We start from the raw sequence: 22,801 nt of genomic DNA on the forward strand, positions 1-22,801 counted from the left end.
CCCCGGCTCAGCCGCCGAACTTGCGGACCGCTTCGTAGTACGTCCAGGCCGTGCCCTTGCAGGCGATGTTCGACCCGCAGACGCTCTTCAGGTCGGCGTAGAGGTTGTCGTCGATCTGCTTGCGGGCGGTCTCGGTGAAGCGGCCCTGCTTCTTGTAGTTGCGGTAGCCGAAGTCGTGCCGGTGGCAGCCGGGCAGGAACTGGAAGCCGAACGGCTTGTCCGGCGACCACGAGCAGCCGTCCGACGACCAGTCCAGCTGACCGGAGTAGGGCGCGGAGTTCCGGATCGATTCGAACCCGGACAGCGAGGTGCGGAAGAGGTACTGGTCGGTGAGCGCCGGGATGTCGGCGGCCGCCGCGGTGCCGGTGCCCAGCAGGGCTCCCGCGCCGACGGACACGGCCACCGTCACGGTGGCCCCCAGGTTCCGCAGTGTCGTGCGCATGCGATGTTCCCCCTGCCGGTCCGGTGGACGGGTGCCTCACCAGCTTCGGGCCGGGCAGTGGCGCACGTCACCGCCCGAAAGGGGGTTTTCACTCAGAGTTCGAGCAGCATGCGGGAATTTCCCAAGGTGTTCGGCTTGACGTAGGGCAGGTCGAGGAATTCGGCGACGCCGGTGTCGTGCGAGCGCCGCATCTCCTCGTACACCTCGTGCGACACCGGGGTGCCGTCGATCTCCACGAACCCGTGCCCGGCGAAGAAGCTCGTCTCGAAGGTCAGCACGAAGAGCCGTTTGAGACCCAGCTCACGTGCCTCGTCGACCAGCCGGGCGACCAGCACCCGCCCGACCCCCTGGCCGCGGACGGCCTTGTCGACCACCACCGTGCGCAGCTCGGCGATGTCCTCCCAGAGCACGTGCAGCGCCGCCGCGCCGACGACCTCGTCACCCGTTTCGGCGACCCAGAACTCCTGGACGTCCTCGTACAGCGTGACCAGGTCCTTCTCCAGCAGGACGCGGCCGGCGTCCGAGTCGACCAGGGCCTTGATCTTGCGGACGTCGGCGATCCGCGCGCGGCGGACGGTCGGGCGGGGCGAGGCGGACGGCACGATCGTCAACCCTGCCACATCGCCCGGCGCGCGCGGCGACACAGCTTGCTTTTCGGGGGTCCGGGTGGCGAAGCCCCCGGCCCGGGGCGAAGCCCCGGTTGTCACGACCGGGCTACGCCGTCGTCGGGCCGCCCGGGCCCGGCGGCTACCCTGAACGTCGTGCCTTCCCCTGCCACGGACCCAGCCGCCACCCGACGCGTCTCCCTGCTGACCCTGGGCTGCGCCCGCAACGAGGTCGACTCGGAGGAGCTGGCGGGCCGGCTCGCGGCCGGCGGCTGGGAGCTGGCGGCCGATCCCGAAGACTCCGACGTCGTGGTGGTCAACACCTGCGGCTTCGTCGAGTCGGCCAAGAAGGACTCGGTCGACACGCTGCTCGCGGCGTCCGACACCGGCAAGAAGGTCGTCGCGGTCGGCTGCATGGCCGAGCGCTACGGCCACGAGCTCGCCGACAGCCTCCCCGAGGCCGACGCGGTGCTGGGCTTCGACCACTACGCCGACCTCTCGGACCGGCTCGACGACGTCGTCGCCGGCCGCAAGGTCGCGTCGCACACGCCCGGCGACCGCCGCAAGCTGCTGCCGATCAGCCCGGTGCAGCGGCCCGCCGCCGCGGAGAAGGTCGAGGTCCCGGGGCACGCGCAGCACGGCTGGGGCCCGCGGGTGCTGCGCACGCGCCTCGACGACGCGCCGGTGGCCGCGCTCAAGATCGCCTCCGGCTGCGACCGGCGTTGCTCGTTCTGCGCGATCCCGTCGTTCCGCGGCTCCTTCGTCTCGCGGCAGCCCGACGAGATCGTCGCCGAGGCGATGTGGCTGGCCGAAAACGGCGTCAAAGAGCTGTTCCTGGTCAGCGAGAACTCGACGTCCTACGGCAAGGACTTCGGCCGCGACGGCGCCACCGCGCTGGAGCGGCTGCTGCCGCGCCTGGCGGAGATCGACGGCATCGAGCGCGTCCGCGTCTCCTACCTGCAGCCGGCCGAGACGCGCCCGCAGCTGGTCAAGGCCATCGCGACCACGCCGGGTGTCGCCGAGTACTTCGACCTGTCCTTCCAGCACTCCAGCGAGCAGGTGCTGCGCCGGATGCGCCGGTTCGGCTCGACCGACTCGTTCCTCGCGCTGACCGAGCAGATCCGCGAGTACGCGCCCGAAGCGGGCATCCGGACCAACGTGATCGTCGGCTTCCCGGGCGAGACCGAGCACGACCTGGCCGAGCTGGAGCGGTTCCTCACCGGCGCGCGTCTCGACGCCGTGGGCGTCTTCGGCTACTCGGACGAGGACGGCACCGAGGCCGAGACCTTCGACGGCAAGCTCGATCCCGAGGTGGTCGCGGAGCGCGTCACCCGGATCTCCGCGCTGGTCGAGGAGCTGACCACGCAGCGCGCCGAGGACCGGATCGGCACCTTCGTCGACGTCCTCGTGGAGCTGGACGACGACGGCGAGCTGACCGGCCGCGCCGCGCACCAGGCGCCGGAGGTCGACGGCGAGTGCGTCATCCTCGACGCGCCGGAAAAGGTGCAGGTCGGTGACTTCCTGCGCTGCGAGGTCGTCGACTCGGCGGGCGTGGACCTGATCGTCCGCGCGGTACCGGACGCCGACCGGTGAGTGCGCTCCCCAGCGACGCCGCCGACGAGGGACTGACGCACGACGGTCCCGCGCAGGTCCCCGAGCCGACCCCGGTTCCCACGCTCAACGTCGCGAACCTCCTGACGCTGTCGCGGCTGGTCCTGGTGCCGCTGTTCGTCGCCGCGCTGTTCGTCGGCGACGGCCACGACACCACCTGGCGCGCGATCGCGACCGGGCTGTTCGCCATCGCCTCGGCCACCGACCAGCTGGACGGCTGGGTGGCCCGCAAGTACGGCCTGATCACCGACTTCGGCAAGATCGCCGACCCGATCGCGGACAAGGCGCTCACCGGTGCCGCGCTGGTCGGGCTGAGCGTGCTGGGCGAGCTCGGCTGGTGGGTCACGATCGTCATCGCGGTCCGCGAAATCGGCGTCACGCTGCTGAGGTTCTGGGTGATCCGGCACGGCGTGATCCCGGCCAGCCGGGGTGGGAAGGCCAAGACCATGGCCCAGATCGCGGCGATCGTCGCGTACCTGCTGCCGCTGCCGGCGGGCGCGGACCCGGTGCGGTGGGCGCTGATGGGGCTGGCGCTGGTGCTGACCGTGGTCACCGGGGTGGACTACCTGGTCCGGGCGGTGCGGCTGCGGGCGGCCGGGCGCCGGGTCACCGGGAGCTGAGGGTGGACGAAAAGGCCCTGGTCGCGGCCCTGGCCGCGCGGGGCGAGACCGTCGCGGCGGCCGAGTCGCTGACGGCCGGGCTCGTCTGCGCCACCCTCGCGCGGGTACCGGGGGCGAGCGCGGTCCTGCGCGGGGGACTGGTCGTCTACGCGACCGAGCTGAAGACGGCCCTGGCCGGGGTCGACGCCGGGCTGCTGGCCGAGCACGGCGCCGTCCACCCGGAGGTCGCCGCCCAGCTGGCCGAGGGCGCCCGCGACCGCTGCGGCGCCACCTGGGGCCTCGGGCTCACCGGCGTGGCCGGACCGTCGGCGCAGGACGGCGTCGCACCGGGCACCGTGCACGTCGGGCTCGCCGGGCCGGTAACACGTACATCGCGTCTTTCGGGGGCTCGGGTGGCGGAGCCCCCGACCCGAGGCGAAGCCTCGGTTGTCACAGTCCGTACTCTGGCCTTGACCGGCGATCGCGACTTGATCAGGACCGAATCGGTCCTGGCGGCGTTTGCCCTGCTCGGGGAACATCTGGCGTGAAACACGCGTTCGCCCTTGGCGTACGCGCACACCAACTCCTGCGCCCGGGGCGCCGCTCTGGGTAACGTAGGGGGTACTTGTTCGGAAGGGAGGCGCGTGATGACCGTGCTGTTGCGTGAGGCGATCGGTGATCGGCTCCGTCATGCCCGCACCAACCAGCGTCGTACGCTGCGCGACATCTCCCGCGCCGCCAGGGTCAGCCTCGGCTACCTCTCGGAGGTGGAGCGGGGCCAGAAGGAGGCGTCGAGCGAACTGCTCGCGTCCATCTGCCAGGCCCTGGACCTTCCGCTCGGCGAGCTGCTGCACAACGTGGCGGCGGACGTTTCGGCCCTCGACAACGTCGAGGTCGCACCGGTCGACGAGCGGATCGTGGAAGGCGCACCCCGGGAGAAGCGGGGTGCGCAGGCGTCGGCCGCCGGCATCGAGGGCGGCCGCCTGATGTCCGAGCTGATCGGGAACGACCTCGCCGACCTGCGGGTTTCCCCGGCGCCGCGGATGAACACGACGTTGCGGACGACGATCGGGCAGCCGAAGCTGGCCTCGACGATCGCCGCGTAAATCCGGCGCACACGACGGACGGCCCCGGGCAACCCGCCCGGGGCCGTCCGCGTTACCTCCAGGGGTGATCAGGGAGGAACCCTGAAATCCCCCGGGGTCGCCTGGAACGGACGTGGCCGACCTGACACGATGGAACCCGACGCCGGGGTCGGTGCGTTGCATGTGCAGGGGAGCGACGCCCCACCCCGAGGACACCTAGGCCCGTGGGACGCAAGAAGGCAGGCGGAGGAGATGGCCAACCCGTTCGTGAAGTTCTGGAAGTACATGATGGCGGCGTTCTCGTCGAAGATCGACGAGCACGCCGACCCGAAGGTACAGATCCAGCAGGCCATCGAGGAGGCGCAGCGCAACCACCAGGCGCTGACGCAGCAGGCCGCCTCCGTGATCGGCAACCAGCGGCAGCTGGAGATGAAGCTCAACCGGCAGCTCGGCGAGGTCGAGAAGCTGCAGGCGTCGACCCGGCAGGCGCTCGTCCTCGCGGACGAGGCCCGCAGCAAGGGTGACGAGCAGAAGGCCACCGAGTTCGAGAACGCCGCGGAGAGCTTCGCGACGCAGCTCGTCACGGCCGAGCAGAGCATCGAGGACCTCAAGACGCTGCACGACCAGTCGCTGCAGGCCGCGGCCCAGGCCAAGAAGGCCGTGGAGCGCAACTCGCAGATGCTGCAGCAGAAGCTGGCCGAGCGCACCAAGCTGCTCTCGCAGCTGGAGCAGGCGAAGATGCAGGAGCAGGTCTCCGCTTCGCTGAACCAGATGAGCCAGCTCGCCGCGCCGGGCAACACCCCGTCGCTGGAAGAGGTCCGCGACAAGATCGAGAAGCGCTACACCACGGCGCTGGGCTCGGCCGAGCTGGCCCAGAACTCGGTCCAGGGGCGCATGATGGAGGTCCAGGCCTCCACCACGCAGCTGGCCGGGCAGTCGCGACTGCAGCAGATCCGCGCCTCGATGCACGGTGACTCGGTCGCGCAGGTGACCGACGGCGGCAAGACGGCTCCGGCGTCGAGCAGCCAGGCCGACATCCAGCGCGAGATCCAGGCGCGGGTCCAGGCGGAGCAGGGCAAGAACCCGGCCTGACCCGGGCGGATCCTTAGGAGGGGGCGAGCATGGGGCAGCAGGGCAGGCGCCGTGACTTCAGCGAGCTGAGCGCCAAGCTGGAGAAGCACATAGAGAAGCTGCCCGACTACGCCGTGCGCGCCCAGGAGAAGCTCCAGAAGGTGCAGAAGTACTTCCCGCCGGCCGATGCGGCCGGCGGGAAGCCCGCGCCTCCGCGTCCCCGGCCGAACCCGCTGCAGCGGCCGCCGGTGCGGCGCCCCGACGTGACGGCCACGCTGTCGTCGATGGCGAGCCAGGTCCCGGCGTTCGCCGAAGCCCGGGCCAAGTGGGACCGCTGGAACCACCCGGCCGCGAAACTGGAACGCCGCAAGCGCCGGACGTCGCGCGCGCTGACGCTGTGGATCCTGCTGACGATCCTGTGCGGCGTCCTCACCGTGGCGGCCGGCATGGGCTGGATGAGCGCCACCGGCGCCGCGATGATGCCGCAGGCGATCATGGCGTTCGCCGGTGCCGTCGTGTTCGGCACGTTCGGCGTCCGGTCCGGCTTCCGGCTGCGCGAACTGAACCGCATGCAGATCCCGTCGGCGCCGTCCGGCCCGCCGCCGCTGCCGCCCGCCGGGTCCGCGGCCCGCGGCCCGATGGAGCGGCTCGCCGAGTGCGAAGCCTCGCTGACCGAGCTGCTGCGCCAGCTTTCGGTGCCGTCGTCGGTGGGCACGACCCCGGTCTCCGGGGTGTCGGTCGAGGACGCCCGCCAGACGGCGGCCGAAGCCGCGGCCGCCCTCCGCGGCCTGGCGGCCCGCGTCCAGGCGATCGAACGCGGCCGCAACTCCGCGCCCGCCCGCGAACAGGCGGCCCTGGACGCGGCGGTCGGCAAGCTCCGCGAACAGCTCGACGACGGCCTCGAGGGCTACCGCGGCCTGGTCGCCGCGGCCGGCCACACGGTCGCCGCCTCCAGCGACGGCCTGGTGACGTCCAAGCAGGCCCTCACCGACGCCACCGACCGCCTGGCCGGCCTGGCCATGGCCCTCCGCGAACTCTCCTGACCCGCCTCGGCGTGACCCAGGGTCGACACGCGTGATTGGCGAGCCGACACGCGTGATTGAAGGGTCGACACGGCGGCGAAGCTCGAGCCGCGCCGTGTTGACCTCCCCATCACGCGAGTCGACCCCCTGATCACGCGAGTCGACCCTCCAATCACGTGAGTTCCGGCTTCAATCACGCGAGTTACGGCTTCGGACACGTCACTTCCGGCCCTGATCACGCGAATTCGGCCTGCGCTCCGCCGTTTGAGCTTCAAACTCGGCCGTTCGGGTGCCGCCATCCGGGCGCTCCGGCTGTTCGTCACCCGGCGTGCGTGATCGTGCGTTTCACCCCGGCGTCGCCCCCTGTTCACCTCTTGGGGCCGAAACCCGCGCGTAATCGGAAACTGGTGGCGACGGAAACGTCGGCGATCTAACGTTTCTGTCATGCATGCAGAGGTGTCACTCGCCGGGAGGCCCGCCGTGCACTGAGGTTCGCCGGCGCCGACCGTACACAGTGGACTTTCTCGACCCGCCGAGGAAAGGACGCCCCGTGAACACGCTCCCGCCGGATCCGGACCCCGTTCCGCCGCCCCCGCCCACCGCCTCGCAGCGCGTCATCGCCGCCTTCGAGCGCATCACCGAGGCCAACCGCCCCGAACTCTGGACCACCCTCCGCGCCGTCGAAGACGTCCTCGTCGACGCGAAGGCCGTCGACGAGCGCGTCAAGGCCGGGGAGGACCTGCCGCTGGCCGGCACCGTCCTCGCCGTGCAGGACCTGATCGACGTCGCGAAGCAGCCCTCCGGCCGCCGCGTCCCGGAAACCAGCGCCACGGTCGTCACCCGGCTCACCTCCGCCGGGACCGTCGTGCTCGGCAAGACCGGCGCCGGCACGATGGCCTCGGCCTGGGACCGCGCCAAGGTCGGCGGGGGCGGTGCGGCGGTCGCCGTCGCGCTCGGCATCGTCGACCTGGCGCTGAGCACCGGCGGCGCGGTCCCGGCGGCGCTGAACGCCGTCGCCGCCGTGAAACCGACGCGTGGCCTGCTGCCCATGACGGGCATCCAGGCCTCCGACGGCGTCTCGGTGTACGCCGGCGGCCTGGTCGCCGCGCGCCGCGCCCTCGCCTTGATGACCGGCGCGGACGGCGTCGACCCGGCCACGCGCACCTGGCCCGCCGACGTCCGCCTCGGCGCGGGGGAGCACCCGCGGATCGCGTTCCCGGTCGACCTGCCCTTGGGCGAAGCGGCGAGCATCGCGTTCAGGAGCGTCCTCGCCCGCTTGCGCGCCGACGGCGCGGTGCTCGAACCGGTCACGTGCTCCGAGCAAGGACCCGAAGGCTTCGACGCGCTCCTCGTGCCCACCGTGCCGGACCACCCCGGGATCACCGAGGCCCTGGCCGACCCGGCCGGCGTGGCGCACCGGCTGGCCTCCTGCACGGCCTTCGCGAACCTGCTCGACGTGGCCGCGGTCACCGTCCCGGTCCTGCCCGGCGACCGCCGCCCGTTCGGCGTCACTTTCCTGACGCGGGCGTTCGAGGACCAGATCGGCCTCGACCTCGCGACCGTCTGCACGGACGAGCCGATGACGCCCTACCCCGAGCCGGGCGAGGACGTCGTCGTGTTCGGCGCCCACCTGCGCGGCCAGCCGCTCAACGCCGTCCTCACCGGCCTCGGCGCCCGGTTCACCGGAGGAGTCCGGACCATCGAGGGCTACCGGATGGTGCTGCTGGGCACCGAGCCGCCGCAGCCGGGCGTGCTCGCGGGCGGCGCCAGTCTCGAGGGCGAGCGCTGGCGGCTCTCCCCGGCCGCCTTCGAACGGTTCGCCGCCACGATCGAGGAACCCTTCGTGCTGGACCGCGTCGAGCTGGACGACGGCACCGCGCCGTCGGCGATCCGCTGCCTCACCGCGGACGGGCCCGGCTTGGACCGCTACGAATCCTGGCGCGGTTACGTGCGGTTCGCGTCTACCGCCGGGCTGCGAGACCCCGGCTGACCCGCCGCACCAGGCCCGGCCCGTGCAGCGCGAAGCCCGTGTAGAGCTGCACGAGCGACGCGCCGGCGTCCACGAGCCGGATCGCGTCGTCCGGGCCCATGATCCCGCCGACGCCGATGATCGGCAGGCTCCCGCCGGTGTGGTCGTGCACGAACCGCACGACCTCGGCCGCGCGGGTGGTCAGCGGCCGGCCGGACAGTCCTCCCGCCTGTCCGGCCAGGCCGCTCTCCACGGGCGCGATGCCGTCGCGGGACAGGGTCGTGTTCGTGGCGATGATCCCGGCGACGCCGTGTTCGAGGGCGACCTCCAGCAGCTCGGCCAGCGCGTCGTCGGTCAGGTCGGGCGCGACCTTCACCAGCAGCGGCGCCGGAGTGCCCGAGCCGGCCAGTTCCGCAGCCGTCGACCGCAGCTCGCCCAGCAGTTCGGCGAGCGCGGCGCGGTCCTGCAGCTGCCGCAGCCCTGGCGTGTTCGGCGAGCTGACGTTGATCGCGAAGTAGTCGGCGTACGGGTACAGCGCGCGCAGCGAAAACCGGTAGTCCTCGACGGCGTCCTCGAGCGGCGTCACCTTCGACTTGCCGATGCTGATCCCGAGCGGGACGCCCGGTTTCCCGTCGCGGGCCAGCTTCGCCGCGAGTGCTTCCGCGCCGTCGTTGTTGAAGCCCATGCGGTTGATCACCGCGTCACTGGCGGGGAGGCTGAACAGCCGCGGCTTCGGGTTGCCCGGCTGCGCCAGCCGCGTCACCGTGCCGACCTCGACGAAACCGAAGCCCAGCGCGGCCCACGCGGGCAGCGCGCGGCCGTTCTTGTCCATCCCGGCGGCCAGGCCGACGCGGTTGGGGAACCGCAGGCCGAGCACGGTCACCGGGTCGTCGACGCGGAGCGCGCCGCCGACCGCCGGCGCGACCTTCCCGAGCCGGGACAAGACGCCGATCGTGCGCTCGTGCACCAGCTCGGGATCGTGGTAGGACAGCCGGTACAGCGCCGGGCGGACGATCTTGTCGAAGAACACGCCCCCATGCTGCCAAATCGCCCGGAACGCGCCACCGGAGCGTCCCGTGACAGCGACCACTACGCGCCGGCGGCCCGGAGGTCCTTCCACTCGTCCTCGAGCATCGCGAAGACCAGTTCGTCGGTCCACTCGCCCTTGACGATCTCGTTCTCCCTGAGGTGCGCTTCCTTGCGCATGCCGAGGCGTTCCATCAGCGCCGCGGAAGCGGTGTTGCGGCCGTCGCACCGGCCGATGATGCGGTGCAGCCCCAGATCCTCGAAACCGAGCCGCAGCAGCTCCGTGGCCGCCTCGGCGGCCAGGCCCTTGCCGTGGTGGTCCGGGTGGAAGACGAACCCGATCTCGCCCTGCCGGTGCTCGCTGCTGAGCCACTCCAGGTTCAGGTCGCCGATCAGCTGTCCCGTCGCGGCCAGCTCGACCGCCACGGCCAGGAACTGCCCTTCCTTCGTCAACGTCGAGCTGTGCACGCGTTTCGCGAGTGCCGCGGCCGATTCGGCGCGGCTGCGCGGCCCCCAGTAGAGGTAGCGGGCGACGTCCGCGCGGGACTGGAAGGAGTTCAGCGCATCGAGGTCGTCGGGCCTGAACGGGCGCAGGAGCAGCCGGGCCGTGGTGATCGGGTAGTCGGGCCTGAGCATGCGTCCAGGCTAGCGACCTTCAGCCGTCCGGGGGACGGAACGGCGAAACGCTGATCGCCGGATGGTCGTTCTGCGCCGCCGGATGGCATGACCTGCACAGATGAGCGCGAATGAGGAACCCCCGGGGTGCCTCTCGGACGCCGTCAAACGTCCGAGCCCGAGCCGGACTGGTGCTCGGGAACCCCGGGGGCACGGTGACTGCCTGGTATTCGCTATCAGGCACCACGTGAAGCAGGCGATGAGCCGAAGGTGGCTCGGTTGTATCGCTGCTCAAAGTCCTCCACGTACCATCCGCTAGCGGACAGTCACCTCACGAGTCCTGTTGGAATACAACTGAGGACCACCTCCTTTCTCGTGTACTGCCACGCTAGGTGAAGTTCCCGGTGTCGTGCAACGTCTTTTGTGTGATCTCACCGGGCGGCGCCCGGGCAGTTCGCCGACCGCGAACACGCCTACTGCGGCGGGTACGGCCCGGCCTGGTCCTTCGGGCAGAACCACGTCGGCCGGCGCCGGACGTCGTCGCCCTGGGTGCCGACGAGGACCTTGCCGCCGCAGCGGAAGCAGCCCTGCCGGGTCCGTTCGTAGACCCAGTTCTTCCGGTTCCGGTCGAGGTGGCCGGTGGTGCTCTGCTCGAAGCGCCCGGACGCGGCGTTGGCCACCAGCAGCTTCCGGGCGACCGCGACCGTGCGTGCGGCGTCCACTTCGGACACCGGCGTCCACGGCGTCACGCCGAGCAGGAAGGCGATCTCGCACTTGTAGAGGTTCCCGACGCCTGCCATCACGCGCTGGTCGAGCAGGGCGAGCCCGAGCTCGCGGGCCGGGTCCGCGGCGAGGGCCGCCGCTGCGCGCGCCGCGTGCTCGTCCGTCCATTCCGGATCGAGCAGGTCCGGCCCGAGGTGGGCGACGAGGTCGCTTTCCTTCGGCGTGGCCACGAGTTTGAGGTCGTGGACGCGGAAACCGATCACCTGGGCGTCGGCCGCGGCCAGGATCACTCTGGCGTGGTGGGCGGGCCGTCGCCACTTCGCGCCGGCCGGGTAGGCGTCCCACATGCCGTCCATCATCAGGTGCGAATGGAGCGTCAGCTCGCCGGAGAAGCGGGTGAACAGGTGCTTGCCGACCGTCCCGACCCCGAGCACCTCGCGCCCGGCGAGGTCCACAGTGGCCAGTTGTGGCACGCGGAACTCCCCGCGCAGCAAGGTTTTCCCGGCCAGGGCCCGGTCGAAGCGCTTGCCGACGAGATAGACGGTGTCGCCTTCGGGCACGGCTCAGCTCGTGGTTTCGGGCACTTCGGCGGGCGCCTCGGGAGTCTCCGGCGCCGGGCCCTCCGGCCAGTCCGGGCCCTCGGGCTCCTCGCCGGCGATGCGGTGGCGGCCGGCCCGGTTGGAGCGCAGGATCTTCGCCAGCACCATGTTGAACGTCAGCGCGATCTCCTGCGCGCCGGGGGAGTGCCACTCGTGGATCGGGCTGCACGCGCCCTGCGCCTGCTGCACCGCCAGCCGGTCGGTGATCGCCGTCGGCATCACCAGCGAGCCGAAGTTCTCGCGCAGCTCGGCGATCCGGAACTGGTGCTCGTAGGACCGCACGCGCAGCTTGTTCACCAGGACGCCGATCGCGCGCAGGTCCGGGTTCAGCTCCTTGCGGATCTTCTCGATCGCCTCCAGTGCCCGCGACGCTCCGGCGACGGCGTACATCGCCGGCTCGGTGACGATGAGCGCGCTGTCCGCGGCGACCAGCGCCGACTTCGTCAGCCGGCCCAGCGACGGCGGGCAGTCCAGGATCACCAGCTCGTACGGCGTCTCGCGCAGCGGCGTTTGGTGCAGCTCGTCCAGCGCGCGGGAGAAGTTCGCCAGCCGCTCGCTGTCGGCGTCGGGGTCGTTGAGCAGTTCCAGCTCTTCGGCGCCGACGAGGACGTCGACGTCCTCGCTCCAGACGCTCGGCGCGATCGCGCGTTCCAGCATCGCCCGGGTCGGGTTCTCGAGCACGTCCGCGAGGGTCGCGTCGGTGTAGGGCGGGTCGAGCGAGGTGGTGGCGTTGCCCTGCGGGTCGAGGTCGACCACCAGCGTCCGCGTGCCCCTACGCAAGGCGGCGGACGCGATACCGAGAGCGACCGTCGTCTTGCCGACGCCTCCCTTGAGGCTGAGTACGGCGACCGTGTGCACGACGACCAGCCTACGGGTGCGGGCGAAAGGCGCCGCCGGGCAAGGTCACGCGATCTTCGTCGCTCCTGGTGCGGTGGGGTGCGTTCACTCGAAGGGAGGAGCCGGGGAGACGGGCGGGGCCGGGCACTACCCTGTGCGGCATGAAGACGGAGACCGTGGCCGCCCGGGGTTCGGGCGCCGTCCGCCGGGTGCTCGAGGCCGAGCTGAAGGCCGCTCGCGCCCGGGGCGCCGAGCACCCCCGCGTCGTCGACGTGGGCGGCGGCAGCGGGGGCTGGGCGGTGCCGTTCGCGGCCGCGGGCTGCCGGGTGACGGTCGTCGAGCCGAGCCCGAACGCGCTCGCCACGCTGCAGCGCCGGGCCGGGGAAGAAGGCGTCTCCGAGCTGATCACGGTGGTCGCGGACGACGCCGACGCGCTGGGACGGCACGTCGCCGCCGGTTCGGCCGACCTGGTGCTCGCGCACGGGCTCCTGGAGATCGTCGACGACCCGGCCGCGGTGCTCACCGCCCTGGCGGCGGCGGTCGCCCCGGGCGGCGCGGTGTCGGTACTGGTGGCCAACCGCCACGCGGCCGTGCTCCACCGCGCGCTGGCGGGCCGGGTCGACGAGGCCCAGCGGCTGCTCGAGAGCGTGGACGGGATCGTCCCCGGCGACACGGTGCTGCGCCGCTTCGACGCCGAGAGCCTGCGCGCCCAGCTGGTCGCCGCGGGCTTGGACGTGACGCTGCTGCAGGGCGACCGGGTGATCTCGGACCTGGTGACCGGCGACGTCCGCGACGACGAGCTGGCGGCGTTCGAGCGCGCGGCGGCGGGCACGTCGGCGCTGCGGGACATCGCGTCCCGCCTGCACGCGGTCGCCCGGCCGCCCGCCTGAGCACTCTCTCGGCGAGCCGTCGCGCTCCCGGGTGATCCGAAACTGTCGGACCCTGCCGGTAGCGTCCCGGGCGTGGGGCGAAACGCTGAGCTGCCGGGCCGGATGGCCCGCTTCCGGGTCCGGCCGGGGGAACCGCTGCCGGACGACACCGGGTGCGGGCTGCTGCACGTCGACATGGACGCGTTCTTCGTGTCGGTCGAGCTGCGCACCCGGCCCGAGCTCGCGGACAAGCCGGTCGTCGTGTCCGGGGGCGGCCCACGGGCGGTCGTGGCCGCCGCGAACTACCCGGCGCGGAAGTTCGGCGTGCGCTCGGCGATGCCGTTCTCGACGGCGAAGCGGCTGTGCCCGCACCTGATCAACATCCCGCCGACCTCCGGGCTCTACGGCGAGGTCTCCCGCGGCGTCATGGGCATCTTCCGCGAGCTGACGCCCCTGGTCGAACCCTTGAGTCTCGACGAGGCGTTCCTGGACGTCAGCGGGGCCCTGCGCCGCCTGGGCGCGACACCGGCCGCGCTGGGCGCGGAGATCCGCTCGCGGGTCGCGGCCGAGCACGGGATCACCTGCTCGGTCGGCGTCGCGAAGGTCAAGTTCGTGGCCAAGCTCGCCTCGGGCATGGCGAAGCCGGACGGCATGGTCGTCGTGCCCGCGGCGGAGACCCTGGAGTTCCTGCACCCGCTGCCGGTCTCGGCGCTGTGGGGCGTCGGCGCGCGGACCGAGGAACACCTGCGGCGCCTGGGCCTGGACACCATCGCCGACGTCGCCGCGTTCCCGCCGGAGCGGCTGAAGAAGTCGTTGGGGACGGCCATCGGCGAGCACCTTTACCGGCTCTCGCACGGCATCGACGAGCGGCAGGTGGTGATCGACTCGCCGGAGAAGTCGATCGGCGCCGAGCACACCTTCGACGTCGACCGGCACGACCGGGGCTCCCTCGGGCTCGAGCTGCTGCGCCTTTCCGAGCGGGTCGGCGCGACGCTGCGGGCGCGGGGCGTGCGGGGCCGGACCGTCTCGATCAAGGTCCGGTTCGCGGACTTCCGGACCATCACGCGGGCCCGGACGCTGGTGTCGGCCACCGACGTCGCGCGCGAGATCCACGCGGTCGCCGTGGCGCTGCTCACCGAGCACGCGCCCGCCGGCGCCGTGCGGCTGATCGGCGTCCGCGTCGAAGGGCTCGACACCGGGGAGGCGGGGGAGCAGCTGCTGTTCGATTCCCCGGCGCCGCGCTGGCGGGACGCCGAGGTCGCGGCCGACGTCGCGCGGTCGAAGTTCGGGTCGGCGGCGGTGCGGCCGGCCTCGCTGCTGGCACCCCGGGAGCCGTGAACCCGGCGGCGGTGACGGTCCGCAACCCCGCCCGGGCGGGATTTAGCCCAATTCGATCCCTACTGGATGCGGGATCGGGTAGTCGTGCGGGCGCGGGCCTCGTATCCTGGACAGTGCCACCCCGCCTGGGGTTGGCTGTTGGGTCCAGGACGTTGCGCGGCCCGGCGCCCGCGACAGCTGTGCCGGAGGAGGAAAGATGCCACTCTCCGAGCATGAGCAGCGGCTGCTCGATCAGATCGAGCGCGAGCTCTATGCCGAGGACCCCAAGTTCGCATCCACGGTGCGTGGCACCCGGTTGCGTCGCCCCGCTCGCCGACGGCGTATTCAGGGCATCGCCCTGTTCGTAGTGGGCGTGGCCCTGCTGGTGCTGGGCGTGGTGGTACCGCAGTTCCGGGTGGCCGACATCCCGCTGATCAGCGTGCTCGGGTTCCTCGTGATGTTCTTCGGGGTCATGATGGCCGTCACATCGATTCGGCACGGCGCCGACGGGGACGGCAAGGGTGGTGGACCGGGTTCCCGCGGCAAGCAGACGGGTCGCCGGAGTTCCTTCACCCAGCGCATGGAGGAGCGCTTCCGCCAGCGTTTCGAGGAACAATAGCGCCGCAAGACCACGAGGTCCGCGTCCCGCCGCCCGGCAGGACGCGGATCTTCTTGTGTGCTCTTCCGGCCCGCCGACGCCGGTGACAGCGGGTGACCCCCACGCGGGTGAGCTCGTGATCGAACCCGCAACCCGCGTGATCACAGGGTCGACACCCGTGATTCAGGAGTCGACACGCGTGATTGGAGGGTCGACACGGCTTGGCCGGTGTGTCGACCCTCCAATCACGGGTGCTGACCCTTCAATCACGCGTGATGGCGCTTGGAACACGGGTCAGTCGCGGTTGCGGAAGACCGATCGGGGGAACAGGCGGCCCTTCCAGGACATCGGTGCGTTGCGGCGCAGGCTGCGGCGCAGGCTCTCGAACGCCGGTGTCAGCTCGGGCTGAGGGGCGTCGTCTTCGCCGTACCAGGAGCGCTCCAGCACGCCGATGACCGTTCGCAGGCCTTCGCGGCCTTCGTCGTCGAGGTGGTGCTTCGCGGCCAGCTTCTGGCTCGCCACCCGGACCGTGTCGCTGGTCGGGATGGGCAGGCCGCGGTCGGCGCACTCGGCCCGCAGCTCTTCCCACGCGGCGTCGGCCGCGCCGGACTGCTGACGGAGGATCCGCTGCAGCCGCCGTCGCCGGACGGCCTCGCGGATCATGGCCGGGCCCGCGAACAGCAGCAGCACCAGCACCAGCAGGACACCCAGCCACCAGGCCACGGTCGCCGCCAGGAAGCCGAGCGCGGCGATCCAGAACCCCACCGCCAGCAGCGGCAGCCAGCCCAGCAGCGCCGGGATCCGGGAAGGGGCCACCGGGGGCGCCTGTGCCCGTACGAGCAGCGAACCTTCGCTCCGCTCGGCGCCCGGCGGGTCGGCACCGTCCGGCGGGTCGTTCTTCGGCGTGGCGCCCCGTCTGCGGAAGACGCCGTCGGTGACGAGCCAGCGCACGACCGCTGCCGCGCCCAGCGCGCCGAGGCCCATCAGGCCCAGGGCGATCGCCAGGTTCTTGAGCCAGTCGTCGCTCCCGCTCGCTTCCTTCGCGTCCTGCTGCGTCTGCGCGTTCTGCCCCTGGTCCCGCGGGACACCGGTCGGCGCGGCGCTCGTCTGCACCGTGCTCGGCGCCACCTGCGTGTCGTCCGGCTGCTTGCCGTCCTGGGTGCCGGCCTGCAGGTACGACGGGGTGATGCCGCGGCCGTCGGACAGCGGCGTCGGGTCGAACGTCACCCAGCCCTTGCCGCCGAAGTACGCCTCGACCCACGCGTGCGCGTCCTGGGTGCTGATCGACAGGTAGTCGTTGACCTGGACGCCCGGGGTGAAGCCGATGGCCACCCGCGACGGGATGCCCGCCACCCGCAGCATCACGGCCATCGCCGACGCGAACTGTTCGCAGAAGCCACGCTTGCCGTTGAGGATGAAGTCGGCGAGCGCGTCGGCGTCGTTCGCCGGCGCGGTCTTCGTGTCGTAGACGAACCCGTTCTGCGCCGTGAAGTACCGCCAGACCGCCGTGGCCCGGTCGAAGTCGTTGGACGCGCCGGCGATCAGCTGCTGGGTCTTCGCGCGGACGCGGTCGTCAACCCGGTCGATCTCGGTGTAGCGCGGCGGCAGGTCGTCGACCCGCGGGGTCACGCGCAGCTCCTCGGCCGTGGGCTCCTTCAGCGAGGCGTATTCGGTGTAGGACGGCGGAGCCTCGCTGCGGGTGGTGAACACCGTGCCGCTGATCTGGTCGTAGAGGTAGCCGTTGGCCGCGCCGTCGATGACCCGGGGCGCGCCGTACACCGGCAGCCAGTTGTCCCGCCAGCTCGTCGGCTCGACGTCGATCTTGCGGGCGGAGCCGCTGCCGTCGTCGCCGGGCGCGAGCGGCAGCTGCGGCCCGACCTGGACGCCCTGCTGCGAACGGCCTTCGTCGTGCAGGCCCCAGCCCTTGTTGGGGTAGTAGGTGTCCAGCGTCATCGCGCGCAGCAGCCGCCGGTCGGTGCCGAGGCCGCGGACCTTGAACAGCTCGCGGTTGGCCCCCTGGTCGAGCATGCCGCGCAGCTCGGTGAACGGCTGGATGCCGAACCCGCCGGACCCCGCGCCGGGGCCGTTCCCGCCCTCGCCGAACGGGATCCGCCCGACCGTGCCGACCCACGTGATCGCCCCGCCGAACAGGCCGAGCACGATCGCCGCGCAGACCACCGCGACCGGCGCGGACAGCACGCCCGGCTTGCCGCTGCGTCCCGGTGCTTCCCGGGTGCGCCAGCGGCGGTGCCGGTGGTTGCCGTCGACGGCCAGCAAGGCGGCGAAGGCCGCGCCGCCGAGCAGGAACGTCCACCACGGCAGCATTTCTTCGCTCAGCGCGGCCGGCACGGCGTAGACGCAGAGCAGCACGAGGCCGGTCGCGGCCGGCGCCGCGGCGGACACCGTCAGCGTGTCGACCAGGACGGCGACCAGGCCGACGAGGATCGTCACCAGGCACAGGATCGGCTGGCTGCCCTCGACCGGAGGCAGTCCCACGCGGATCTGCTCGGCGGCGGCCGAAAGCGTGGTCCCGATCTCGCCGAACGCCTCCGGGCCGGGGATGACCTGCAGGAGCCCGTGGGTGGTGAAGGCCCCGGTGATCAGGAAGAGCAGGACGATCAGCTGGCCGAGGCCGACCAGGACGGTCGGCACCTGCAGCGAGCGCAGCGCCAGCCCGGTCGCGGCGATCAGCAGGACCGCGACGAACAGGTAGCCGAACCAGGCCAGGCCGGACACCACGCTCGTCACCGACGTCGCCGCGCAGAGCGTCGCGACCCCGGCCGCGACCGGGGCCAGCACGCTGCTGCGCCAGGCCGAAAGCGGGCGCTGCGGGCGCGGTGCGGGCCGGTCGAACTTGCGCGGCGGGGCGGTGGTGCTCATCGCAGACCACCGATCAGCGTGCCTCGGCCGGCGCCGCTGCGGCACAGGTCGGCCCACACCTGCGGCATCGGGGAGCCGGGGCCGGCGATGACGACGCCCCAGCCCGCCGCGCGCAGCAGCGCGGCGGAGTCCTCGGTGGCGGCGGCCCGCTGCTGCGGTGCCGTCACCCCGGCCGACCAGGTGGGCGTGTCGAGCAGGACGGCGAGGCTGCGGATGCCGCGCGGGCGGAACTGGGTCAGCTCGTGGACGGCCTCGGTGCTGACCGTGCCGAGCACGGCGATCAGTTCCTGGCCGTCGGCCGGGTCACCGGCCAGCGTGATGTCGCGCTGGTGCGCGGGCTGCAGCGCGGCCAGCGCGTCGAGCACGACGTGGTCGTAGTGGTCACCGCCGTCGCCGGGGGTGTCGGCGAGCGTGACGCCGTGCTCGCTGACCAGCCGGACGCGGTGCCCGGACCGCCGCAGGTGCAGGGCGGCCGACCCGGCGAAGGACACCGCCCACTCCAGGCTGGCGGCCGGGCCGGAGCCGTGGTGCGCGGCGGCGCGGCGGTCGAGCAGCACTGTCGTGCCGCCGCGCCACGGCCGTTCCTCGACGCGCACCATGATCTCGTCACGGCGGGCGGTCGAGCGCCAGTGGACCTTCCGCAGGTCGTCGCCCTGGCGGTACTGCCGGACGATCACGTCGGCCTCGCCCTGCCCGGCGTGCAGCCGGACCGTGCCGTCGTCGCCGACGCCGATGCCGGCCCCGCTCGGCAGGCCCCACAACGAGACCACGCGCGGCACGACGACGAGCCGGGAGTGCCCGATCAGCTCGCGCTCGAACTCGCACAGCCCGAACGGGTCGGTGATGGTCGCCCGCAGCGGCCCGACCTGCTGGATCCCGCGCAGCACGGGCTGCAGGGGATAGCGCAGGGCGACGCGGCGGTCGTGCGGGAGCCGTTCGACGACGAACCGCGGCCGCGATCCCAGCGCGTACGGCACGCCGTCTTCCAGGAGGATCTCGCCGGCCGGGAGCCGGCCGCTGCGCCACAGTTCCAGCTGCACCTCGCCGTTGCCGCCGACGGCGACCCGCTGGGGGTGCAGTGCGCGGGTGGCGCCGATGCGCAGCCGGGTCGCCGAGATGAACGCGGCGACCAGCAGCGGCAGGGCCACCACGAACACCGCGACCCGCAGCAGGTCGCGTTCGTTGAGCACCAGCGAGCACACGGCGGCGGCGATCCCCGCGGCCAGGAGGCAGCGGCCGCGGGTGGTCAGGCCGGACAGGGCACGCAGCATGCCGTTCTCTTCCCTTTCGGCGGGACTACGGCCGGGAGCCCTGCGGCACCGGCACCCGGTGCAGCACGGCGCGCACGACGTCGGTCGCCGATCGGCGCGCCGCGTGGGCCTCGGTGGTCAGCACCAGGCGGTGCGCCAGGACCGGGACCGCGATCGTATGCAGGTCGTCGGGCACGACGTAGTCGCGGCCCGACAGCGCGGCCTGGGCCCGCGCCGCGCGGACGAGGTGCAGCGTGGCGCGCGGGGACGCGCCCAGCCGGATCTCCGGGACTCCCCGGGTGGCCGCGACGACGTCGACGGCGTACCGGCGGACCTCCGGCGCCATGTGCACCCCGCGGACCGTCTCGATCAGCCGGTGCACGGTCTCGCCGTCGGAAACCGGTTGCAAGTCGTCCATCGGGTTGTGCCCGGCATGCTCGTCGACCATGGCCAGCTCGGCCTGCTGGTCGGGGTAGCCGATGGAGACGCGCGCGGTGAACCGGTCCCGCTGGGCCTCGGGCAGCGCGTACGTGCCTTCCATCTCGATCGGGTTCTGGGTGGCGATCACCATGAACGGCTCGTCGAGGCGGTAGGTCGAGGTGTCGACGGTGACCTGGTGCTCTTCCATGCACTCCAGCAGCGCCGACTGCGTCTTCGGCGAGGCGCGGTTGATCTCGTCGCCCACCACGATGTTCGCGAACACCGGGCCGGGCCGGAACTCGAACTCGCCGCTCTGCCGGTTGTAGATCGAGACGCCGGTGACGTCGCTCGGCAGCAGGTCCGGGGTGAACTGGATGCGGCTGACCGTGCAGTCGATCGACCGGGCCAGCGCCTTGGCCAGCGACGTCTTGCCGACGCCGGGCACGTCCTCGACCAGGAGGTGGCCTTCGGCGAGCAGGGTGACCAGGGCGATCCGGATGACGTCGGGTTTCCCGACCAGCACCCGTTCGACGTTCGCGGCGATCCGCCGCGCGGTTTCGTGCAGTTCGTCCAGCGGCACTCTGCCGGAGCGGCCGGGGGACCGGCCGTTGACCGAGGACTCCGCCGGGTACGGCGGTCGCTCGGATGCCTGCTCGCCCGATCCGGGCGCCGCAGACTGAATTCTCGACGTCACTCGACCTCCTGGTGGCGCATGGCCGCGCGCACTGTGCGCACCGCCGGGCCGAACGGCCCCCTCGCTGCTGTCCGCGCGCAGCGACCAGCCTTCCACCCAGTGTGTCAAACCCGGGCTAACCGGGGGGCGGAACCCCGCGATGCCCGGGGACGTCCCTCCGGCACTGCGGTCGATGACCCTGCGCAAGCAGCGACGATACCCCGGTCGGGTGGCTTGTCACCCGATTCTGGGTGCTCCCGCTGACCCCCTGCTCTGTCGTATGCTGCGGTTCGAGGTCGCTCGGCTACGGAGAGGCGTAACCGCTTATGGGCGAGGTGCGAACGCAGCCGCCGTTCGACGTGCGCGGTTTCGCGGTCGCGCCCGAGCTGGCGACGGACGCGTACTCGAAGCTCGGCGAGCTGCAGGACGTCGTCGGCGAGATGGTCCGTGAAGCCAAGGTGCTTGGCCGGTCCGTGCCGCTCGGCGGCGGGTACGCGGGCGAGATCGGCGAGTTCATGGCCGAGTACGGCATCGGCGGGCAGGGCTCCGCCGTCCAGCAGCTGACGGCGTTCGGCAAGGAGCTCGAGACGCTGAAGCACCGGATCGGCGACGCGCTGGCGAAGTACCAGCACGCCGACGAGCAGGCGGCGGACGGCGTGGACTGCTCGGGGGGCTGAGCGCGTGCGGAAGAAGGTTCTGTGGGCACCCGCGGCGCTGTTCTTGCTCGCGGGCTGCGGGCACCAGCCGCAGGCAGGCGCCGTCGGTCACGCCTCGGCGCACGCTTCGGCTTCGCCGGTTCCCCCGCCCGTCGCGTGGACCGGCCTGGCCGCGATCGACCCCTGCGCGCTGCTGTCCCCGCAGGACCGCTCGACCGCCGGGGTGAGCGTGCTCGGCAAGCCCAAGGACATCGCCGGGGCCCGTGCCTGCGACTGGACCGTCCCCGGGACCTTCGGCGTCACGGTGACCCTCAGCGCGACCGACGGCCTGGCCGACCTCGAGGTCGCGAAGAAGACCGCCACGAGGACGAAGGTCGGCGCGCACCCGGCGTTGCAGGTGGTGGACAAGAAGGCCGCCGACGGCACCTGTGCCGTGCTGCTCGGGGTCGGTGACGCGGCCAGCGTCCAGATCGACGTCAGCAACTCCGGCTTTTCGGACACCCCGCTCGCGTGCCGCCGCGCGGGCACGGTGGCCGCACTGGTCGAACCCAAGCTGCCCTGAAAGAGGTGCGCCGTGCCCGAACCCCCTGTTCCGACCGCGCGGTACGAGGCCTACAGCCACGAGGCGATGGCCGCGGAGGTCGAGCGGGGCAACGACCCGGCCGCCGCGGGCGAGACCGGCGCGCGCTGGGAAGGGCTGGCGAAACGGCTGCAGGAGTCGACCGCGGGTCTCGCCGCGCTCGTCGCGTCCTCGGAGGAGAACTGGCGGGGCGATGCGGGCGACGCGGCACGGGCGGCACTGGACCGGGCCGCGCGGTGGCTCGGGCACTCCGCCGCCGTCTCGGCGTCGGTGGGCCGGGCGGTCGGCGCGCAGGCGGAGGCGGCCGCACGGGCCAGGGCCGACATGCCGCCGCCGGTGACGTACGACCCGGCGGCGATGATCCGGGACGCCGCTTCGTCCGGGAACGTCCTCGTCCTGGCCGGGCTGGCCGGCGAGATGGCGGCCCGCCGCGCCGAGGCGGAAGCCGCGCGGCAGAAGGCGATCGACGTGATGCGCACGCGGGACGCGGCGTTGCGCGGCCACGTGCCCGCCGAGACGTTCCCGGCCCCGCCGGCGCTGGGGCGGGCTTGATCCGCGTCTCCGCGTCGGCGTTCGACGTCCTCTGGACCGACCTCGGCCACGACCGCCCGCCGGAGCCGCTGAGCGTCCGCAGCGTCGGCGGGACCGACGAGGAACGTGCCGAAGTGCGGAAGGCGGTGTACGCGAACCTCGCCGAACGCGGTCTCTACGACGGTTCTTTGGAACCTGCGCTGGCTGCGCGCTTGGAGCTCCTCGCCTCGGGCGAGGTCTTCGTGGCGTGTGAGGCACTGGCGGACATGACGGCGTCCACGCCGTTCCGGGCGGTGACGGCGGCACGCGGCCGCCGCGGCGTCCTGGCGACCCAGCCGGAACAGACGATCGGCCTGGACACCATCGGCGACGGCGAGCTGTGCACGGCGCTGGTGGACGTCCTGCCGGAGCTGACGGCCGGCCCCGGCTACGGCGTCAGCCTGCCGTCGACGGCACTGACCTCCGACGCGGGTTCCCGTTCGGCCGCCGCCCAGCGGCAGGAGGTCCTGGCGATCCAGGCGCGGCCGGTGTACGCGGCGGGACAGTTCAGCGTGAGCCGCCGGTCCGGCACGGGCCGCGTCGAACGGGTCGGCGGCTTGACGTGGTTCGACACCGATGTCGGCGCGTACTGCGCGACGAAGACCCCGGGCCGGGGCGGGGCGGACTGGGTGACGGTGAGCCCGGTGGACAGCACCCGCCTGGCAGCTCGCATCGCCGCCCTCCTCGCCCCGGAAGACTGACCCGGCTCGGCTCCGCAGGTCTTGAATGACTCATTCAGGACCTCCGAGGTCCTGAACGAGTCGTTCATGACGTTCGGGACTCC

At 72.4% G+C, this 22,801-nt stretch carries 23 protein-coding genes; 14 read left to right on the plus strand and 9 right to left on the minus strand.

Annotated features, from left to right (window positions below; translation table 11 throughout):
- Positions 1-7: 7 nt before the first annotated feature.
- The gene (locus tag CF165_RS11815; RefSeq protein WP_093947521.1) at positions 8-442 is read right to left on the minus strand and encodes a phospholipase; all 435 of its coding nucleotides are present in this window, start codon (positions 440-442) and stop codon (positions 8-10) included.
- A gap of 92 nt (positions 443-534) precedes the next feature.
- Positions 535-1,044, minus strand: coding sequence for an amino-acid N-acetyltransferase (locus CF165_RS11820; protein WP_026469370.1), 510 nt, complete (start codon positions 1,042-1,044; stop codon positions 535-537).
- Positions 1,045-1,203: 159 nt separating this feature from the next.
- Between CF165_RS11820 and rimO the strand changes: the two genes are divergently transcribed.
- The 7 genes from rimO to CF165_RS11855 all read left to right on the plus strand — a co-directional run bounded on the left by rimO (position 1,204) and on the right by CF165_RS11855 (position 8,425).
- Entirely contained in the window at positions 1,204-2,640 is a 1,437-nt protein-coding gene (gene rimO / locus CF165_RS11825) for a 30S ribosomal protein S12 methylthiotransferase RimO (RefSeq protein ID WP_093947522.1), read from the plus strand.
- Entirely contained in the window at positions 2,637-3,278 is a 642-nt protein-coding gene (pgsA, locus tag CF165_RS11830) for a CDP-diacylglycerol--glycerol-3-phosphate 3-phosphatidyltransferase (RefSeq protein WP_093947523.1), read from the plus strand. Before rimO ends, pgsA begins: the two co-directional genes overlap by 4 nt.
- A gap of 2 nt (positions 3,279-3,280) precedes the next feature.
- On the plus strand, positions 3,281-3,805 hold the full coding sequence (locus CF165_RS11835) for a CinA family protein (protein WP_093947524.1): 525 nt from the start codon (positions 3,281-3,283) through the stop codon (positions 3,803-3,805).
- 99 nt (positions 3,806-3,904) lie between these two features.
- Complete coding sequence (locus CF165_RS11840) at positions 3,905-4,363, plus strand: helix-turn-helix domain-containing protein (protein WP_167441418.1); 459 nt, start codon at positions 3,905-3,907, stop codon at positions 4,361-4,363.
- Between the two features lie 231 nt (positions 4,364-4,594).
- A complete protein-coding gene (locus CF165_RS11845; RefSeq protein ID WP_093947526.1) occupies positions 4,595-5,434 on the plus strand; it encodes a PspA/IM30 family protein in 840 nt (279 codons plus the stop codon).
- A gap of 29 nt (positions 5,435-5,463) precedes the next feature.
- Positions 5,464-6,456 carry a phage shock envelope stress response protein PspM gene (pspM, locus tag CF165_RS11850; RefSeq protein WP_093947527.1) on the plus strand — a complete coding sequence of 331 codons (993 nt, stop codon included), beginning with the start codon at positions 5,464-5,466 and terminating at the stop codon, positions 6,454-6,456.
- Positions 6,457-6,985: 529 nt separating this feature from the next.
- A complete protein-coding gene (locus tag CF165_RS11855; RefSeq protein WP_093947528.1) occupies positions 6,986-8,425 on the plus strand; it encodes an allophanate hydrolase-related protein in 1,440 nt (479 codons plus the stop codon).
- Here the strand turns inward: CF165_RS11855 and CF165_RS11860 are convergent.
- From CF165_RS11860 to CF165_RS11875, 4 genes are all read right to left on the minus strand, one after another.
- Positions 8,397-9,434, minus strand: coding sequence for a quinone-dependent dihydroorotate dehydrogenase (locus CF165_RS11860; RefSeq protein ID WP_093947667.1), 1,038 nt, complete (start codon positions 9,432-9,434; stop codon positions 8,397-8,399). The genes CF165_RS11855 and CF165_RS11860 overlap by 29 nt on opposite strands.
- A 59-nt stretch (positions 9,435-9,493) precedes the next feature.
- Positions 9,494-10,066 (minus strand): GNAT family N-acetyltransferase, encoded by a 573-nt coding sequence (locus CF165_RS11865; protein WP_093947529.1) that lies wholly within the window; start codon positions 10,064-10,066, stop codon positions 9,494-9,496.
- A gap of 452 nt (positions 10,067-10,518) precedes the next feature.
- Complete coding sequence (locus CF165_RS11870; protein WP_093947530.1) at positions 10,519-11,328, minus strand: DNA-formamidopyrimidine glycosylase family protein; 810 nt, start codon at positions 11,326-11,328, stop codon at positions 10,519-10,521.
- Between the two features lie 3 nt (positions 11,329-11,331).
- Entirely contained in the window at positions 11,332-12,225 is an 894-nt protein-coding gene (locus CF165_RS11875; protein ID WP_093947531.1) for a ParA family protein, read from the minus strand.
- 140 nt (positions 12,226-12,365) lie between these two features.
- Between CF165_RS11875 and CF165_RS11880 the strand changes: the two genes are divergently transcribed.
- From CF165_RS11880 to CF165_RS11890, 3 genes are all read left to right on the plus strand, one after another.
- The gene (locus CF165_RS11880; RefSeq protein ID WP_093947532.1) at positions 12,366-13,094 is read left to right on the plus strand and encodes a class I SAM-dependent methyltransferase; all 729 of its coding nucleotides are present in this window, start codon (positions 12,366-12,368) and stop codon (positions 13,092-13,094) included.
- A 102-nt stretch (positions 13,095-13,196) separates the two neighbouring features.
- Positions 13,197-14,411: a DNA polymerase IV gene (dinB, locus tag CF165_RS11885; RefSeq protein ID WP_093947533.1), complete on the plus strand. Its 1,215-nt coding sequence runs from the start codon at positions 13,197-13,199 to the stop codon at positions 14,409-14,411.
- Positions 14,412-14,607: 196 nt separating this feature from the next.
- Positions 14,608-15,009 (plus strand): SCO2097 family morphological protein, encoded by a 402-nt coding sequence (locus CF165_RS11890; RefSeq protein WP_093947534.1) that lies wholly within the window; start codon positions 14,608-14,610, stop codon positions 15,007-15,009.
- 273 nt (positions 15,010-15,282) lie between these two features.
- Here the strand turns inward: CF165_RS11890 and CF165_RS11895 are convergent, their stop codons facing one another.
- From CF165_RS11895 to CF165_RS11905, 3 genes are read right to left on the minus strand one after another with little or no spacing between them, the layout of a single operon-like run.
- The gene (locus CF165_RS11895) at positions 15,283-17,868 is read right to left on the minus strand and encodes a transglutaminase TgpA family protein (RefSeq protein WP_093947535.1); all 2,586 of its coding nucleotides are present in this window, start codon (positions 17,866-17,868) and stop codon (positions 15,283-15,285) included.
- Entirely contained in the window at positions 17,865-19,139 is a 1,275-nt protein-coding gene (locus tag CF165_RS11900; protein ID WP_093947536.1) for a DUF58 domain-containing protein, read from the minus strand. The genes CF165_RS11895 and CF165_RS11900 overlap by 4 nt, the downstream gene beginning before the upstream one ends.
- A 25-nt stretch (positions 19,140-19,164) precedes the next feature.
- Positions 19,165-20,118: an AAA family ATPase gene (locus tag CF165_RS11905; RefSeq protein WP_093947537.1), complete on the minus strand. Its 954-nt coding sequence runs from the start codon at positions 20,116-20,118 to the stop codon at positions 19,165-19,167.
- A gap of 419 nt (positions 20,119-20,537) precedes the next feature.
- Here CF165_RS11905 and CF165_RS11910 point away from each other — a divergent pair, with 419 nt between their 5' ends.
- From CF165_RS11910 to CF165_RS11925, 4 genes are read left to right on the plus strand one after another with little or no spacing between them, the layout of a single operon-like run.
- Entirely contained in the window at positions 20,538-20,888 is a 351-nt protein-coding gene (locus CF165_RS11910; protein ID WP_093947538.1) for a hypothetical protein, read from the plus strand.
- A gap of 4 nt (positions 20,889-20,892) precedes the next feature.
- Positions 20,893-21,429 carry a DUF3558 domain-containing protein gene (locus CF165_RS11915; protein WP_205660827.1) on the plus strand — a complete coding sequence of 179 codons (537 nt, stop codon included), beginning with the start codon at positions 20,893-20,895 and terminating at the stop codon, positions 21,427-21,429.
- Between the two features lie 12 nt (positions 21,430-21,441).
- Entirely contained in the window at positions 21,442-21,999 is a 558-nt protein-coding gene (locus CF165_RS11920; RefSeq protein ID WP_093947539.1) for a PPE domain-containing protein, read from the plus strand.
- A complete protein-coding gene (locus CF165_RS11925; protein WP_093947540.1) occupies positions 21,996-22,718 on the plus strand; it encodes an ESX secretion-associated protein EspG in 723 nt (240 codons plus the stop codon). The genes CF165_RS11920 and CF165_RS11925 overlap by 4 nt, the downstream gene beginning before the upstream one ends.
- Positions 22,719-22,801: the final 83 nt, after the last annotated feature.

Origin of the sequence: Amycolatopsis vastitatis, from assembly GCF_002234595.1 — a bacterium.
GTDB classification, from domain to species: domain Bacteria; phylum Actinomycetota; class Actinomycetes; order Mycobacteriales; family Pseudonocardiaceae; genus Amycolatopsis; species Amycolatopsis vastitatis.

What these genes read in the sequence shown, in the direction of transcription:
- dinB (WP_093947533.1), top strand. Translation starts at nt 13,197, where the DNA reads ATGGCCCGCTTCCGGGTCCGGCCGGGGGAACCGCTGCCGGACGACACC.
- CF165_RS11910 (WP_093947538.1), top strand. Translation starts at nt 20,538, where the DNA reads ATGGGCGAGGTGCGAACGCAGCCGCCGTTCGACGTGCGCGGTTTCGCG.
- CF165_RS11840 (WP_167441418.1), top strand. Translation starts at nt 3,905, where the DNA reads ATGACCGTGCTGTTGCGTGAGGCGATCGGTGATCGGCTCCGTCATGCC.
- CF165_RS11865 (WP_093947529.1), bottom strand. Translation starts at nt 10,066, where the DNA reads ATGCTCAGGCCCGACTACCCGATCACCACGGCCCGGCTGCTCCTGCGC.
- CF165_RS11815 (WP_093947521.1), bottom strand. Translation starts at nt 442, where the DNA reads ATGCGCACGACACTGCGGAACCTGGGGGCCACCGTGACGGTGGCCGTG.
- pspM (WP_093947527.1), top strand. Translation starts at nt 5,464, where the DNA reads ATGGGGCAGCAGGGCAGGCGCCGTGACTTCAGCGAGCTGAGCGCCAAG.
- CF165_RS11845 (WP_093947526.1), top strand. Translation starts at nt 4,595, where the DNA reads ATGGCCAACCCGTTCGTGAAGTTCTGGAAGTACATGATGGCGGCGTTC.
- CF165_RS11880 (WP_093947532.1), top strand. Translation starts at nt 12,366, where the DNA reads ATGAAGACGGAGACCGTGGCCGCCCGGGGTTCGGGCGCCGTCCGCCGG.
- CF165_RS11890 (WP_093947534.1), top strand. Translation starts at nt 14,608, where the DNA reads ATGCCACTCTCCGAGCATGAGCAGCGGCTGCTCGATCAGATCGAGCGC.
- CF165_RS11895 (WP_093947535.1), bottom strand. Translation starts at nt 17,868, where the DNA reads ATGAGCACCACCGCCCCGCCGCGCAAGTTCGACCGGCCCGCACCGCGC.
- CF165_RS11900 (WP_093947536.1), bottom strand. Translation starts at nt 19,139, where the DNA reads ATGCTGCGTGCCCTGTCCGGCCTGACCACCCGCGGCCGCTGCCTCCTG.